Source organism: Novosphingobium resinovorum, assembly GCF_027922145.1.
Classification (GTDB): domain Bacteria; phylum Pseudomonadota; class Alphaproteobacteria; order Sphingomonadales; family Sphingomonadaceae; genus Novosphingobium; species Novosphingobium resinovorum.
Genome location: NZ_BSFC01000006.1, coordinates 1 through 15,082, shown reverse-complemented (window position 1 = coordinate 15,082; position 15,082 = coordinate 1). Strand labels below are relative to the sequence as shown.

Annotated in this window: 10 protein-coding genes and 3 pseudogenes; 10 read left to right on the top strand and 3 right to left on the bottom strand. The window is 65.0% G+C overall.

From position 1 onward, the window contains the following. Positions 1–104 precede the first annotated feature (104 nt). Genes PKE80_RS03600 through PKE80_RS03580 form a run of 5 tightly spaced genes read left to right on the top strand, consistent with a single transcriptional unit; the run spans position 105 to position 5,752 of the window. Entirely contained in the window at positions 105–1,307 is a 1,203-nt protein-coding gene (locus tag PKE80_RS03600; RefSeq protein WP_271181314.1) for an acyl-CoA dehydrogenase family protein, read from the top strand. 33 nt (positions 1,308–1,340) lie between these two features. After that, on the top strand, positions 1,341–2,483 hold the full coding sequence (locus PKE80_RS03595; RefSeq protein WP_271181313.1) for an acyl-CoA dehydrogenase family protein: 1,143 nt from the start codon (positions 1,341–1,343) through the stop codon (positions 2,481–2,483). Positions 2,484–2,494: 11 nt separating this feature from the next. Further along, positions 2,495–3,463: an acyl-CoA dehydrogenase family protein gene (locus PKE80_RS03590; protein ID WP_271181312.1), complete on the top strand. Its 969-nt coding sequence runs from the start codon at positions 2,495–2,497 to the stop codon at positions 3,461–3,463. Further along, positions 3,460–4,569, top strand: a complete 1,110-nt coding sequence (locus tag PKE80_RS03585; RefSeq protein WP_271181311.1) for an acyl-CoA dehydrogenase family protein — start codon at positions 3,460–3,462, stop codon at positions 4,567–4,569. The genes PKE80_RS03590 and PKE80_RS03585 overlap by 4 nt, the downstream gene beginning before the upstream one ends. A 10-nt stretch (positions 4,570–4,579) precedes the next feature. Continuing rightward, positions 4,580–5,752 (top strand): aromatic ring-hydroxylating oxygenase subunit alpha, encoded by a 1,173-nt coding sequence (locus tag PKE80_RS03580; protein ID WP_271181310.1) that lies wholly within the window; start codon positions 4,580–4,582, stop codon positions 5,750–5,752. Positions 5,753–5,882: 130 nt separating this feature from the next. Here PKE80_RS03580 and PKE80_RS03575 read toward each other — a convergent pair whose 3' ends face one another. Further along, positions 5,883–6,638: an SDR family NAD(P)-dependent oxidoreductase gene (locus tag PKE80_RS03575; protein ID WP_271181309.1), complete on the bottom strand. Its 756-nt coding sequence runs from the start codon at positions 6,636–6,638 to the stop codon at positions 5,883–5,885. A gap of 91 nt (positions 6,639–6,729) precedes the next feature. On the opposite strand from PKE80_RS03575, the gene PKE80_RS03570 reads away from it, so the two are divergent. Next, positions 6,730–8,214: an aldehyde dehydrogenase gene (locus PKE80_RS03570; protein WP_271181308.1), complete on the top strand. Its 1,485-nt coding sequence runs from the start codon at positions 6,730–6,732 to the stop codon at positions 8,212–8,214. Positions 8,215–8,424: 210 nt separating this feature from the next. On the opposite strand, the gene PKE80_RS03565 is transcribed toward PKE80_RS03570, so the two are convergent. After that, a complete protein-coding gene (locus PKE80_RS03565) occupies positions 8,425–10,593 on the bottom strand; it encodes a TonB-dependent receptor (RefSeq protein ID WP_271181307.1) in 2,169 nt (722 codons plus the stop codon). A gap of 292 nt (positions 10,594–10,885) precedes the next feature. On the opposite strand from PKE80_RS03565, the gene PKE80_RS03560 reads away from it, so the two are divergent. From PKE80_RS03560 to PKE80_RS03550, 3 genes and pseudogenes are all read left to right on the top strand, one after another. After that, on the top strand, positions 10,886–12,100 hold the full coding sequence (locus tag PKE80_RS03560) for a cytochrome P450 (protein ID WP_271181306.1): 1,215 nt from the start codon (positions 10,886–10,888) through the stop codon (positions 12,098–12,100). A 65-nt stretch (positions 12,101–12,165) separates the two neighbouring features. Further along, positions 12,166–12,521, top strand: a pseudogene (locus tag PKE80_RS03555) (CoA transferase subunit A); the annotation flags it as partial. Beyond that, a pseudogene (locus PKE80_RS03550) lies at positions 12,514–12,834 on the top strand (FAD-dependent oxidoreductase); the annotation flags it as partial. The pseudogenes PKE80_RS03555 and PKE80_RS03550, both read left to right, overlap by 8 nt. 68 nt (positions 12,835–12,902) lie before the next feature. Here the strand turns inward: PKE80_RS03550 and PKE80_RS03545 are convergent. Next, positions 12,903–13,297: pseudogene (locus PKE80_RS03545) on the bottom strand (IS5 family transposase); the annotation flags it as partial. 244 nt (positions 13,298–13,541) lie between these two features. Between PKE80_RS03545 and PKE80_RS03540 the strand changes: the two are divergent. Beyond that, positions 13,542–15,032, top strand: coding sequence for a family 43 glycosylhydrolase (locus PKE80_RS03540; protein WP_271181305.1), 1,491 nt, complete (start codon positions 13,542–13,544; stop codon positions 15,030–15,032). The last annotated feature ends 50 nt before the right edge of the window (positions 15,033–15,082 follow it).

Sequence of the window (15,082 nt, the reverse complement as noted above, 5' to 3'; positions counted from 1 at the left end):
TATGGAACATCGGGGCGTTATTCGCACGATATGCCCTTGGCGCGAAGTGAAGCGAATGCGCTTCAATGCTTGCGCGGGGGTCTGGGGAGGACGTCGCAGCGCTCATGCTGGAAGAACTGCAAAGACTTGAGCCGTTCCGCGCCGAAGTGCGCGGCTGGCTGGCGGCGAACCTGCCGTCCGACTGGCGCCGCCGCATGCTCGGCGCCAGCGAGGCGGATCACGTCGCGTTCCAGGAATGGTGGTTCGGCAAGCTCATGGCGGCGGGCTACGGAGCGCCGCACTGGCCCGCAGAATGGGGCGGCAGCGGCTTCAGCTTCGCGCAGCAGATCGTCCTTTACGAAGAGATCGCCCGCGCGGGCGCGCCGCGCCTGATCCATTACTTCGTCGCGCTGCACCACGTCCCCGGCACGCTCCTGCACTGGGGCACGCACGCCCAGCGCGAGCGGCACCTGCCTGCCGTGCTCTCGGGCAAGGAAATCTGGTGCCAGGGCTTCTCCGAGCCGAACGCCGGTTCCGACCTCGCCTCGCTGCGCACCCGCGCGGTGCGCGACGGGGACCATTACGTCGTCAACGGGCAGAAGACCTGGTCGTCGAACGCGCACCACGCGCAGTTCTGCCTGCTGCTGGCGCGCACCGATCCGGCGGCGTCCAAGTCGCGCGGGATTTCGTACTTCATCCTCGACATGAAGACGCCGGGCATCACCTTGCGTCCGATCAAGCAGATGACCGGCGCGTCGCATTTCAACGAGATATTCCTCGACGACGTGCGCATCCCGGCCGAGAATCTCGTCGGGCCGGAGAACGAGGGCTGGAAAGTGGCGCAGTCCACGCTTTCGTCCGAGCGCGGGTTGTCGATCCTCGAACTGGCCGAGCGGATGAAGCAGGGCTTCGCGCTGCTGCTTGCCGATGCGCGGGTTCCCGGTCCTGACGGCGTACCTTACGACGACGCGGAGACCCGCCGCCGTCTCGTCGACATCCATGTGCGGATCGAGGCGCTGCGGGTGCTGGTCAACAACCAGCTCGGCGCGGTGCTGCGCGGCGAGGCGCTCGGCGTCGCGCCCTCGATCGTCAAGCTCTACTATTCGGACCTGCTGCGCGACTTCACCCGCTTGGGCGCCTCGATCCGCGGGATCGAGTCGCAGCATCTGGAGGACGTGCTCATGGGTGGCCCCAACGAGACCGGCTACTGGATGCAGGACTATCTCTATTCGTGGGCGTGGACGATCTCGGGCGGCAGCTCGGAGATCCAGCGCAACATCATCGCCGAACGCGGCCTGGGGCTTCCCCGGGAACCGGCGGCGGCCTGACCTGTACTCGAGAGGCGAAAGACACACACGCAGATGGAATTCGGATGGACCCCCGAGCAGGAAGACTACCGCCGCCGCGTGCGCCAGGCGCTGGACGAACTGCTGCCCGAGGACTGGGACGAGGTCTACGTGCCGCAGAGCTATGCGTCTGACCTCCAGGTCGATTTCTCGCGCGAGTTCTGCGCTGGCCTCGCCGAGCGCGGCCTGCTGGTGCCGCACTGGCCGCGCGAGTTCGGCGGCTCCGACAGTCCCGACTGGAACCACTTCATCCTCGGCGAGGAAATGAAGGCGGCGGGCGAGCCGCGCGGCGCGCAGTACATGAACGTCAACTGGATCGGCCCGACGCTGATGCGCTACGGCACCGAGGCGCAGAAGGAGCGCCACGTGAAGGGCATCGCCGGCGGCAAGGTGATCTGGTGCCAGGGCTTTTCCGAGCCGAACGCGGGCACCGACCTTGCCGCACTGCGCACCCGGGCGGAGCTTGACGGCGATCACTACGTCGTCAACGGCTCGAAGATCTGGACGTCCTATGCGCGGCGCGCGGACTGGTGCTTCCTGCTGACGCGGACCGGGCCGGGCAAGAAGGACATCACCATCCTGCTGGTGCCGATGGACACCCCAGGCATCTCCGTCACCAGCTATCCGGGCGTCATCAAGTTCGGGCACCTCAACGAAGTCTACTTCACCGACGTGCGCGTGCCGGTGGAGAACCGAGTCGGCGCCGAGGGGCAGGCGTGGGAGATCGTCAGCCACGCCCTCGCGTTCGAGCGTGTGGGCGTGCCGCGCTATCACACCGGGCTGGATGCGCTCGATCGGGTGGTGGAACGGCTCAAGGCCGAAGGGCGGTGGGACGACGATCCGGTGGTGCGGGCGCGGGCCGGGCGGCTGGTCGCCCAGTTCGAATCCGCGCGGATGCTGACCTATCTCGTCGTCGACCAGCGCGTGAAGCGGGCGCCGCCGAGCACCGATTCCAACCTCGCGCGGGTCATCGCGCTGGCGGCGGTGAACGAGATGATGGACTTCATCGCCGAATATGCGCCCGAAGCGCTGACCGGCGGCGACCTGCTGCTGGAGGATTACTACCGCATCAACATTCCGGCGGGGATCACCGGCGGCACCAACGAGATACAGATGGACCTCGTGGCCCAGCGCGGCCTCGGGCTCCCGCGGGGGTAGGCACAGGCATCATGGATTTTGAACTGTCGGAAGACCAGCACGCGCTGGTCTCGGCCTTGCAGGCCATTCTGGAGGACCATTCGCAGATCCCGCAGTCCGCGCGGTTCGACAGCCACTGGTGCGATACGGACCTGCAGGCGCAACTGGAGGACATGGGCTTCCTCGATGCGGCGCGCGAAATCGGCGGGCTGGAGGGCGCGCTGGTGGTCTACGAGACGGCGCGGGTGATCGGCGCGGTCGAGACGATCGGGCGCGGCCTCGTCGCCCCGATCGCCTGTCCGGGGCTGGAGCTTTCCGGCCCGGTGGCGCTGGCGCGGCGTGACGGGCTGCACCTCGCGATCCGCAACCTGCCGATCGCGCGCATGCTGCTGATCGAGGATGGCGCGGATGTGCTGGTTCTCGATCTGGCCGACGGCGTTGTAGAGCCGGTGGAGACGATCCTCGCCTATCCCTATGGCCGCTTCGCCGCGCCGCCCGTACTGGACGACGCGCGGCGCTTCGTCGGAGCGGGCGAGGCGATGCGCAAGTGGTGGCGCGTGGGCCTCGCCGCCGAGATCGCCGGGGCCGCGAGCGCCGCGATCGACTTCACCGTGGACTACGTGCGCACCCGCAAGGCTTTCGGACGGCCGATCGGCGCGTTCCAGTCGGTCCAGCACCGGCTTGTGCAGCGCCACGGCTATGCCAAGGCAGCGTATTACCTTGCGATGCGCGCGGCGTGGAGCGGGACGGCCAGCGATGCGCAAGTCGCCGCCTGCCACGCGCAGTCGGGGCTGAAGGAACTGCTGTTCGACCTCCACCAGTTCAACGGCGGCATGGGCATGACCAACGAGCATCTGCTGCACTTCTGGATCTACCGCGCCCGCGCGCTTCAGGCCGAGGCGGGCGGTCCGACCCGGGCGGCGCTGGCCATCGCGGCGGCGCGGTGGGATGATGGATTGAGCGAACCTGAGGAACGGCATCTGAGCATGGCCCGGTCATGAGCGACACCATCGAACCGAACGAACTGCGCGACAGCGTCCGCGAAGTCCTTGCCGACCATCGCGGCGACAGCTGGGCGATCCCCGGCGAGGAAGGGCGTGGGCTGGACCATGCGCTGTGGGCGCAGATGGCGCAGCTTGGCTGGCTGGCGCTCGGCGTGCCGGAGGACGACGGCGGGCTGGGCCTCGGTATCGCGCATCTGGCGGTGCTCTACGAGGAACTGGGACGCGAGCTGGCCTCGGTCCCGGCGCTCTCCACGCTGGCAGTGGCGGGCCTGCTGGGGGCGCATCCTGACGCAGCGGATCGTGAGGGCCACCTTGCTGCCATCGCTGAGGGCACCTGCCTTGCCGCACTGGCGCTGCCCGCATCGCATAGCGCGCTGACGCAGGAGGGGGGCAAGGTCTCCGGCTCGCTGCGGAACGTACCGTTCGCCGATGTCGCCGATCTGCTCGCGGTGCCGGTGCGTGCCGGGCCTGACCTCGTGCTCGCCTTGATCCCGGTAGTGGCCGAGGGCGTGCATGTCGCCGCGCGGCCGCTGGTGGACCTCACCCGCAGCAGCGCCGAGGTGGAATTCGCCGCCGTCTCTCTGGTGGGCTGCACTGTGCTGCCTCTTTCCGCCGTCGAATGGTCGGCGCTGGAGGACCACGCCGCCATCGCGACCGCGGCCGATGCGGTGGGGCTTGCCGGCGGGCTGTTCGAGATCACGCTGGACTACCTCAAGACGCGCGAGCAGTTCGGGCGGGCGATCGGCTCGTTCCAGGCGCTCAAGGCGCGGATGGCGGACTGGAAGGCGAAGCTGGAAGCCGCCACCGCGCTGGTGCGCCACGCCGCCGCGCAGGTGGAGGCGGGTGACGCTGGCGCCGCCGCCTCGGGCGCGCGGGCCTATGCCGTCGAGATCGCCGCCGGGTTCGCCGAGGATGCGGTGCAACTGCATGGCGGCATCGGCTTCACCTGGGAGCACCCCTGCCACCTGTTCCTCAAGCGCGCCAAGCTGAACGAACAGCTTTACGGCAGCCCCACCTATCACAAGGAGCGCGTCGCCCGCCTCGCATTCGCGCCGCACGACGCTCCCGCCCGCGCCGAACCGGCGCCTCTGTTGCAAGCCTGAGAGACCTGACATGAGCGAAACCCAGACCCAGGAACCGCAAGTGGCCGGACGGATCACCGACGGCCAGTTCCGCCTGCTCTCGGCCATGCCCGCGCTGTCCGACTGCAAGTACCCTGAAGTGCGCGACACCATCCCCGCCGATGTCTACATCGACCCGGCGCGCTACGAGGCGGAAGTGCGGCGCATCTTCCGCGCCGGGCCGACCATCGCCGCGCCGTCTGCGTTGCTCTCGGGGCCAGGCACCTTCCACCAGCTGACGCTGGCGGGCATGCCGGTGCTGCTGACGCGCAACAAGGCGGGAGAGGTCAAGGCCTTTGCCAACGTGTGCCGCCACCGCGGCATGAAGCTGTGCACTGTCGAGGGCACGCAGAAGGCGCCGCGCCTGGTGTGTCCGTACCACGCCTGGACCTACAACCTCGACGGCGCGCTGATCGGCCTGCCGCGTTCGGAGACGTTCCCGGGGCTGTCGAAGGCCGATCTCGGTCTGCTAGAACTACCTTCGGTCGAGGCGGGCGGGCTGATCTGGGTGGGGCTGGACGCGGATAATGCGCCGGACTTCTCGGGCGTGACCGGTGAACTGGCGCAGGATCTCGACGCGCTGGAGATGGGCGGGGCCTACCTCTACGACTACGCGACGTTCCCGGTGAAGGCGAACTGGAAGCTGGTCATGGATTCCATGCTCGACAGCTACCACGTCACCCGCCTTCACAAGGATTCGCTGGCGCAGTTCTCGGTCGATTCCGAGAACCAGATCGACCGCATCGGCCTGCACATCCGCAACGCCGCGCATCGCAGCAACTTCGATCCCGCGCTCGTCTCGCGCAGCCATGACGAGATGCGGCGGATGATGGTGTTCAGCTACATCGGCTTTCCCAACGGCATCATCGTCGTCAGCCCCGGCTACATCAGCCTTGGCGTGGTGCGCCCGATCGCGGTCGGCGAAAGCGCCGTCGACTATTACATGCTGGCGATCGAAAAGCCTGAGACCGAGAAGGCGGAAGGCCGCCTGCGCCGCTCGATGGAGCTGATGGCGCGCGTGTTCGGCGAGGAGGACTACTGGGCTGCCGCGATGTGCCACGAAGGCATTGCCTCGGGCGCGATCAAGGAGGTCAACCTCGGCGGTATGGAAGTGCAGATCCGCATGTTCCAGGATGCGGTTTCGGAGCGGCTGGGGGAGGGGTAAAGCTTCCTGTCCACCTTTCGTCATTGCGAGCGAAGCGAAGCAACCCAGGGCGGCGTAGTGCTGCCCTGGGTTGCTTCGCTTCGCTCGCAATGACGAGGTGGGCGGCGGTGGGCATGCCCACCGCTCGCCCTCACGCGATTACCATTCCCCCGTCCACCGGCATCGAAATGCCGGTCACGAAGCTGCCGCCCGGCCCCACGAGAAACACCGCCGCCGCTGCGATCTCGGACGGTTCGGCCATGCGCTCCATCGGCCGCGTGCGGGTCTTGGCGAGCGCCGGGTTGGCGTTGCTCGAACTCATCGCCAGCGGCGTGATCGTGGCGCCCGGGAGCACCGCGTTGATGCGCACGTTGTGCTCCGCGCAGTCCATCGCCGCGCCGCGCACCAGTCCGTCGATTCCCGCCTTGGACGAACAGTAGTCCGAACTCCACGGCAGCCCCTTGAGCGCCGCCGCCGACGACACCGCCACGATCGAACCGTCGCGGTAAGGCAGCATGGCGGCGACCTGATGCTTGATGCACAGGAACATGCCGCGCAAATTGATCGCGAGGATGCGGTCGTAGTCCTCGACCGCGATCTCATGCACCGGCTTCGACATGCCGACCACGCCCGCGCAGTTGATCGCGCCGTGAAGCTGTCCGTAAGCCCCGGTCGCCGCCGCAAGGAGGGCACGCACGTCCTCCTCGCGCGAGACGTCTGTGGCGACGAACTGCGCGGTGCCTCCGGCCGCGCGGATCGCCTCGACCTGCGCTTCACCATCGGGGTTGCGGTCGGCGATGGTCACCGCCCAGCCTTGCGCTATCAACTGGTGCACGCAGGCCTTGCCGATGCCGCTCGCACCGCCCGTCACGATTGCCGAACGCCTTTCGCCCACACGTCTCTCCATTCGCTTGATCTATCCTGTGGCTTTGGTAGTTTAGGCGATAATAGAACGCAAGGGCGATAATCGACCTTATTTATCTAGAGGAAGGCCTGAAATGACGCGACTTTCACCCCCGCTGGAGCACCCCGGCAAGCTCTACATCGACGGCGCCTGGGTCGATGCTTCGGGCAGCGAGATGATCGACGTCGTCTCTCCCGCGACCGAAGACCTCTACATGCGCGTCGCCAGCGCGCAGGCGAACGATGTCGACCGCGCCGTCGCCGCCGCGCGCGAGGCGTTCGATAATGGGCCGTGGCCGCGCATGAGCCATGCCGAGCGCGCCGGGTACATGAACGCGATGGCCGCCGAACTGAAGCGCCGCGCCGCCGACATCGCCGCGATCTGGCCAAGCGAGATGGGCATCCTGCATTCGCTCGCCAGTGCTTATGCGCCGGGCGCGGGGCATGTCTTCAAATATTATGCGGGGCTGGCCGAGACCTACCCGTTCGAGGAGGAGCACCGCACCTTCTCGGGCGCCAAGGTGGGCCTGCTGGTGCGCGAGCCGGTGGGCGTGGTGGGTGCGATCGTGCCGTGGAACGGGCCGATTATGATTACCGCCTTCAAGGTCGCCCCGGCGCTGATCGCGGGTTGCACGGTGGTCATCAAGGGATCGCCCGAGGCGCCCGGCCATGCGCTGCTGATGGCGGAAGTCGCCGCTGCCGCCGGGCTGCCGAAGGGCGTCATCAACGTCGTCATCGCCGATCGCGTCGCATCGGAGGCGCTGGTGCGCAATCCGGACGTGGACAAGATCAGCTTCACCGGGTCCAGCGCCACGGGCCGCAACATCGCCGGAATCCTTGGCGGGCGCATGGCGCGCTATACGATGGAACTGGGCGGCAAGTCGGCCGCGATCGTGCTCGACGACTACGACATCGAGACCGCCGCCAATGCGCTGGCCGAACGCATGGTGGACATGAGCGGGCAGGTCTGCGCCGCGCTGACCCGCATCGTCGTGCCCGGCAACCGCGCGGACGCCATGGCCGACGCGCTGGGCGCGGCGTTCTCGAAGGTCGTCGTCGGCGATCCCTTCGATCCGGCCAGCGGCATGGGCCCCGTTGCCACGCGCGTGCAGCGCGACCGGGTGGAGGGCTACATCGCGCAGGGCAAGGCCGCCGGTTTCCGCGTTGCCGCCGGGGGAGGGCGCCCGGCGCATCTCAACCTGGGCTTCTTCATCGAGCCGACCGTGTTCGCGGGCGTAGATAACCAGTCGACCATTGCGCAGGAGGAGATCTTCGGGCCGGTCGTCTCGGTGATCCCGGCGCGCGACGAGGCGGATGCAGTGCGCATCGCCAACGATTCCAGGTTCGGTCTCAACGGTGCGGTGTTCACCAACGATGTCGACCGCGCTTATGCGGTGGCGCGGCAGGTGCGGACCGGGACGGTCGGGCACAACGGCCATCTCGTCGATTTCATGATGGCGTTCGGCGGCTTCAAGCAGTCCGGCGTCGGGCGCGAGGGCGGCGTCGAGGGGCTGCACCCGTTCCTCGAAACCAAGACCATCCTGCTGGCCGACCGGCCGAGCCATCTTCCGGCGGCCTGATATAGGGGTGGGCGGCTGACTGCCCACCCCGCTGCTAATAAACCACCGTTCGTCATTGCGAGCGCAGCGAAGGAATCCACGCGGTTTACGCGGCGCTGGATTGCTTCGCTGCGCTCGCAATGACGATTTGAGGCTAGTCGTTCACGCTGTGAACGCAAAAAAGGCCGGGCGGATGGACCGCCCGGCCTTTGCATGTCCTCTGATGAGCGATCAATAACGATAGGTGACCGAGCCGCCGAAGGTCGCCGGATCACCGAAGCGCGCACGCGCAGACGAGGGGTCGATGAAGCTGGCGACGAAGTACTTCTCGTTGAACACGTTCTTCCCGAAGATCGAGAAGTCCACATGGTCCGACGGATCGGTCCAGGTCGCCTTGAGGTTGACCAGCGTATAGGCAGGCTGATCCAGCTGGTGCGCCGGGTCGTAGTAGTACTTGCCCGAGTGGAACACGTTGCCGTTCAGCACGAGGCGCCCGCCCGCAAGGTCGAAGCCGTAGTTGGCGGAGAAGCTGCCCGCGAACTTGGGCGTGCGTTCCACCCGGAAGCCGGATGCGTCGACGTTGAACGCTTCGAGCGTGTCGAAGTCGCGGCCCAGCGCGTTCGGGAAGTCCTTGTACTTGGCGTCGGTCCAGGTGCCTGCGAGCGTGACCGAGAAGTCCGGCGTGATAGTGTAAGTCACGTCGGCGTCGATGCCGTAGATGCGCGCCTTGGCGGCGTTCACCGTCAGCGACTGGCCGCCCGCGCCGTAGCTGGTGACCTGGATGTCCTTGTAATCATAGTAGAAGCCCGCGACGTTGAAGCGCAGCGGCCCCTCGGCGGTCTTGTAGCCCACTTCCCAGGCATTGATCGTCTCGGGCTGGACCGGGACGGTCGAGAAGGCCGAGCCGGGCAGGCCGCCTGAACGGTAGCCCTGCGAGAACGAGGCATAGACGTTCGAGCGCGGCGTCAACTGATACCGCGCGACGGCGCGGAACGAGGTGTTGTCGAACTTGGCGTCGCCGGCACCGGTGAGGCCATAGGCCTGCAGGTTGTAGGCCACCTGCGGCTTGTCCTTGGTGTAGCGCACGCCGCCGGTGAGGAACAGCTTCTCCACCGGCTGATAGGTGACTTCGGCAAACCCTGCGTAGGATTCGGTCTTGTTGCGCGACTGGAACACGTCGACGCCCTGTTCGAGCGCGTAGACGTAAGTGTTGTAGTCGTAGGCGTCCTTGTAGTTCAGGTAGAACGCACCGACGACCCAGTTGAGCGGACCCGAACCGCCCGACGCCAGGTTGACTTCCTGCGTGAAGGTCTTGTCGCGCACGCTCCAGTACGAGAAGTTGTTGGGCGCGGACGAGGCATCGTAGTCGAGGCCCTGATCGACACCGTCCTTGCGGTACTGGGTGTACGAGGTCAGCGTGGCGAAGCCGAGGTCGAATTCGCTCTTCAGGCTGAACGAGTCCTGCTTGAAGCGCGCATAGCCCGGCATGTCGAGCGCGACGCGCTTGGGGCTGTCGTAGCTGAACACGGTGCCCGGATAGGCATTGCCCGCCGAGACACCGTCCCGCGCCACGACCATCTGCGAGATGGGGTCGTTCGAATAGCTGTGCTGGTAGGCAGCCACGAACTTGATGCCGTCGGTCGGCTCGAACAGCGCCTTCGTACGCACCGAGTACTTGTGGTACTTGGCCACCTTGTCGTCGTCGGTGACGATGTTGGTGACGTAACCGTCGCTGTATTCATAGTTCGCCGCGACGTTGACCGCGAACTTGTCGCCGATCCCGGTGGTGGCGTAGACCGCGCTGGAGACGGTGTTGTACGAGCCGTAGCCGAAGCGGATCAGCGCCGAAGGCTTGTACTCGGGGTCGCGGGTGTTGATCTGGATCGCGCCGCCGGTGGCGTTGGCGCCGAACAGCGTGCCTTGCGGGCCCTTGAGGACGTTGACGCTTTCCACGCTGACAAGGTCGAAGTTGCTCGAACTGGGCGTCGGCACATAGTAGCCGTCCACGTACGTCGCGATGTTCTGCGTCAGGCCGGGCAGGGCGACGACCGAGCCGACGCCGCGAATGGTCGGCAGCACGAACGTACCCGCATAGTTGACGCGCAGCGACGGCACTGCCTGCGGCAGATCGAGCACCTGCTCGATGCCGCTCTGCGCCAGTTGCTGGCTGGTGACCGCCGCGATCGAGATCGGCACGTCCTGCAGCGCCTCGGCGCGCTTCTGCGCGGTGACGACGATCTCGTTGGGGCTGGTCTGCGATGCGGCGTCCTGCGGCTGCGCAGCGGCGTCCTGAGCCCATGCGGCCTGCGGCACTGCCACGAGCGTCCCGCCGATCGCGGTGCCGACGACCAGCGCGGCGCGCAGGCGCGACGACCCACGGGTAATCGATTGATGTGACACTGAACTCTCCCCTCTCAAATCTTATGTTCGATAAACGACCATGTGTTCGTTAAATCAACATTACGAAAGGGCATTGGCGCTGTCAATCAGCTTGCGACTGGTGGCTGGAGAAGATTTCATGAGGGTCTGGTCCCGCGCGCCGGTGCATATCGGCCTGCGGGAAAGAGATTGACCGCTCTGGTTTATGTGCTTAATTGATACATATGTGCGAATAACGGACGAAATGGTGGTCCGGCAGGAACCGTGCCGCTCAGGCGCGAACGCCGGGCGACCGCCTTTGGAGAGGTTGGAAATGGTCGATACCCAGTTGCTGGCGTCGGTTCCCGCGCATGTCCGCGCGGATCAGGTGTTCGATTACGATTACACCGGCGACAGCCGCATCCTGAGTCGGCAGGACATGGGGCTCGGTCTGCATGAACTGCACCAGACCGCGCCGGACGTGTTCTATTCCCCGCGCAACGGCGGCTTCTGGATGGTGACCCGCCTCGACATGATGTCGAAGGTGCTGTCGGACACCGAGCACTTCTCCAACCGCGTGCTGGAGATTCCGCGCATCTACAGCGACAACGTGATGATCCCGCTCAACCTCGATCCGCCGCAGCACCTTCCGTTCCGGATGGTGCTGATGCGCCATTTCGGCCCCGCGCAGATCCGTGCGATGGAGCCGGGCATCCGCGAATGGGCGAACCGCCTGATCGACGAGGTGATCGACCGGGGCGAATGCGAATTCGGCGAGGAAGTGGGCGCGGCCTTCCCGGTCTCGGTGTTCATGCAGCTGGTCGGCTGGCCGCTCGAACGCTTCGAGGAATTCCGCGCCATCGTCCACGAATTCTTCCGCCCCGACATCGTCGCGGCGGACCGCGTCAAGGTGCAGGAGCAGATCATCGGCATCGTCGCCGAGTACTTCGAACTGCGCCGCACCCAGCCAGGCGACGATCTGTTCAGCAAGCTGCTCCAGGAAGAAGTGCGCGGCCGCAAGCTGACCACCGACGAACTGCACTCGATCGGCTTCCTGCTGTTCATCGCCGGGCTCGACACCGTGGCCAACACGCTGGGCTTCGCGTTCAACAACCTGGCGCAGCGCCCCGACGTGCAGGAGCGTCTCCATGCCAACCCGGGCGATGTTACCAGCTTCGTCGAGGAATCGCTGCGCCGTTTCTCGATCGTGCAGCAGCCGCGCATCGTGAAGAAGGACGTCGAGATGTTCGGCGCGCAGTTCATGGTGGAGGACATGGTGGTATGCTCGCTCCCGGCCGCCGGGATGGACGAGCGCGTCAATGCCTCTCCCGAGACTTTCGACGTCGACCGCGAGGGGCGCAAGCACATCGCCTTCTCGACCGGGCCGCATACCTGTGTCGGCAACTTCCTCGCCCGCACCGAGATGCGTATCCTCGTCGAGGAATGGACGCGCCGCATTCCGCGCTTCCGCCGCAAGCCGGGAACCGAGCCGCAGATTCGCACCGGTGGTGTGGCTGCGCTCTCCGACATCCGGTTGGAATGGGATTGAGCGCAGTGTCTATGCAGCTCTACTAAAGCCCCGCTGCAGCACTCGAAAGGCTGTTGTTTGACGGGATGACCATCATGTCAGGCGGGTTTGGCCTTTCGGGGAACCCGGACAGCCTGATCCCGGAAATACGCAAGGCGGGCGTTAAGGATCCAACTGCAGGCGCGGCTGGCTTCGGCCTGTGGATGCTGCTGGAGAGCCGCCAAGTGCGCAAGATGATCTCTTCTTACGTGGGAGAGAACAAGCTGTTCGAGCACCAATACCTTTCGGGCGAACTGGCACTGAATCTAAATCCGCAGGGTACGCTGATGGAACGCATTCGTGCGGGCGGAGGCAAGCCCGTCGAGGTCTTCGAGGGCGAGGAACACGTGCGCGAAACTGGCTGCGCTCTGACCTGTCGATCGTGAAGGCATGGCGCGCTGATCGTGGGCATCGGCATCGTGCCGGCGGTCTGCCCGCTTGTCGTAGCGGGTGCATCGGGCGCGAACGGCGTGGACGTGCACGAATTGTACCGCACTTCGCTGCCGGACATCTATGCCATCGGCGACTGCGCCGCCTTCGCCTGCGATTATGCGCGCGGCACGGTGGTGCGGGTGGAATCGGTTCAGAACGCCAACGACATGGCGACCTGGGTGGCCAAAGCGATCCGCGGTGACGAGAAGCCCTACAAGGCGTTTTCGTGGTTCTGGTCGAACCACTACGATCTCAAGCTGCAGACGGCGGGGATCAACATGGGCAATGGCGGAACTGAGAGGTGTATCCTTGGAAGATTTTGTGTTCCCCAGCCCTACTGATCACGCATGACCAGCGGTCTTCCCTGACCGTCGCAGACGGCATGGAGCTTCGAGTTCAGACTGCCTTTGGTGCGTCCGATACGTCCGGGAACAACCCCTTTTTGAGCACGCTAGCTGCCGTATGATGCGCCTTGAGATGGGTCGCGTCGATCATCGACTGGTCGGGCTTGCCGCCTTTGGCCGAAAGAGCCGCGAGAATCTTGTCGAATACGCCAAGCCTGCTCCACCGGATGAAGCGGTTATAGATCGTCTTGGGAGGTCCATAGTCAGCGGGCACATCGCGCCACCGCAGGCCATTCCTGATCACGAAGATAATGCCACTGATGATCCGACGATCATCGACCCGTGGCACGCCGTGCGACAGCGGGAAATACGGCTCGATCCGGCGCTTCTGCGCCTCCGACAGTCAGAGCAGATCACTCATGGCGACGTCTCTCACGCAACCATTGAACCAACCTATCCCATCCTCGCAACCAATTTAGTAGGCCCTGAGCCTAGAGTGGCTGTTATGGGTAGGGCTTGAAACACTGTCCTCCGTCAACTTTTGAACGGCTTGTCGGAGATAGCAGACACTAGATGCGCAAACATTTTCTTGTGCATACGCCTTCTCCGATTATTAGAAATATGATTCTAATAATCGGAGAAGGCGTATGGAATCCCGCCGCGATGCGATCAAATTGGCACTTGCAGGCACCGTCCTATCGTCAAGCATAAGTAGCGCGAGGGCTGCAATACCTACTGATGAGGGCATGCCCTGCGAGGCCGCCGTTCCGCAGTGGCGGCCCGGCATTGAAGGTCAGCGCAAGGCGGATCTCGGAGACGGCCGGTTCCTCAACCCTGTGCTGGCGGGTGACTATCCCGACCCGTCGATCCTCAAGGACGGGGACAACTACTACATGACGCACTCGTCATTCGATGCTGCACCGGGCCTGCTGATCTGGCATTCGCGCGACTTAGTGAACTGGCGTCCGCTGGGCCCCGCGCTCCACCGCCCCATCGGTACCGTCTTCGCAGTAGACATCGCGAAGCACGGCGACCGCTACTTCATTTACATTCCTTTCATGAAGGCGACTTGGTCGCCACCGCTTGCTAGCTTCGCGAACATCTACGTCATCTATGCAAGTTCCATGGAAGGGCCTTGGAGTGAGCCCATCGATCTCGGCATCGGCGGGCTGATCGATCCGGGTCACGTTGTCGGCGAAGACGGGCACCGATACCTTTTCTTCAATGAAGGAAAACGCGTCCGTCTTGCTGCAAACGGTCTTGCAACGGCGGGCCCCGTCGAGACAGCCTACGAAGCCTGGCACTATCCAGATAACTGGATTACCGAAGCCTGGTCGCCTGAAGGACCTAAACTGTTCCGGCGCAGCGACTGGTTTTATCTCGTCAACGCGGTGGGTGGAACCAGCGGCCCTGCCACTGGACACATGATCGTTGTCGCCCGCTCACGCTCGATCCATGGCCCTTGGGAGCATTGCCCGCACAATCCAATCGTACGCACGCAATCCGAGGACGAACCTTGGTGGTCACGGGGCCACGCCACCTGCATCGAAGGGCGCGGCAGGGATTGGTTTATGGTCTACCACGGTTACGAGGACGGATACCACACGCTCGGGCGCCAGACATTGCTCGAACCGATTGAATGGACGCAGGACGGTTGGTTCCAGGCAACCGGGGGAGACCTCTCGAAACCGCTGCCGAAGCCAGTCGGACCAGTGCAAGTTCACGGCATGGCGCACTCCGACCCGTTCAAGACGGGGTCCCTAGGTCGTCTGTGGAGCCTCTATGCCAGCGCACCCGATGAGGCGGAACGGGTGCGCATAGCTGACGGCCAGTTGACACTCGCTGGCAAAGGCACGGGTCCCGCCGACAGTTCTCCGCTCACGCAACAGGTCGGTGACCGCGCCTACGAGATCCAAGTCGAACTGGAATTATCCGGCGAGGCGCAAGGAGGCCTGCTGTTGTTCTTTGATGACCGCCTGTTCCTCGGCATGGGCATCGACGGCAAGCGCATGACGACCTATCGCGGGGGCAAGGCGTCCTACTGGTCCGAACCCGCGCCTTCAGCGCGGCGCATACATATGCGCATTACCAACCAGAATCAGGTCGTAACTTTCTACTACAGTCTCGATGGCAAGTAACCGCTGATCCTGTCCCACGCATTGGTGGTGGCGGGATTTATGTCAGGCCG

Excerpts from the sequence above, each read along its gene's own strand:
- PKE80_RS03600 (WP_271181314.1), top strand. The coding sequence starts at position 105 with ATGCTGGAAGAACTGCAAAGACTTGAGCCGTTCCGCGCCGAAGTGCGC.
- PKE80_RS03540 (WP_271181305.1), top strand. The coding sequence starts at position 13,542 with ATGGAATCCCGCCGCGATGCGATCAAATTGGCACTTGCAGGCACCGTC.
- PKE80_RS03590 (WP_271181312.1), top strand. The coding sequence starts at position 2,495 with ATGGATTTTGAACTGTCGGAAGACCAGCACGCGCTGGTCTCGGCCTTG.
- PKE80_RS03575 (WP_271181309.1), bottom strand. The coding sequence starts at position 6,638 with ATGGAGAGACGTGTGGGCGAAAGGCGTTCGGCAATCGTGACGGGCGGT.
- PKE80_RS03560 (WP_271181306.1), top strand. The coding sequence starts at position 10,886 with ATGGTCGATACCCAGTTGCTGGCGTCGGTTCCCGCGCATGTCCGCGCG.
- PKE80_RS03580 (WP_271181310.1), top strand. The coding sequence starts at position 4,580 with ATGAGCGAAACCCAGACCCAGGAACCGCAAGTGGCCGGACGGATCACC.
- PKE80_RS03570 (WP_271181308.1), top strand. The coding sequence starts at position 6,730 with ATGACGCGACTTTCACCCCCGCTGGAGCACCCCGGCAAGCTCTACATC.
- PKE80_RS03585 (WP_271181311.1), top strand. The coding sequence starts at position 3,460 with ATGAGCGACACCATCGAACCGAACGAACTGCGCGACAGCGTCCGCGAA.
- PKE80_RS03595 (WP_271181313.1), top strand. The coding sequence starts at position 1,341 with ATGGAATTCGGATGGACCCCCGAGCAGGAAGACTACCGCCGCCGCGTG.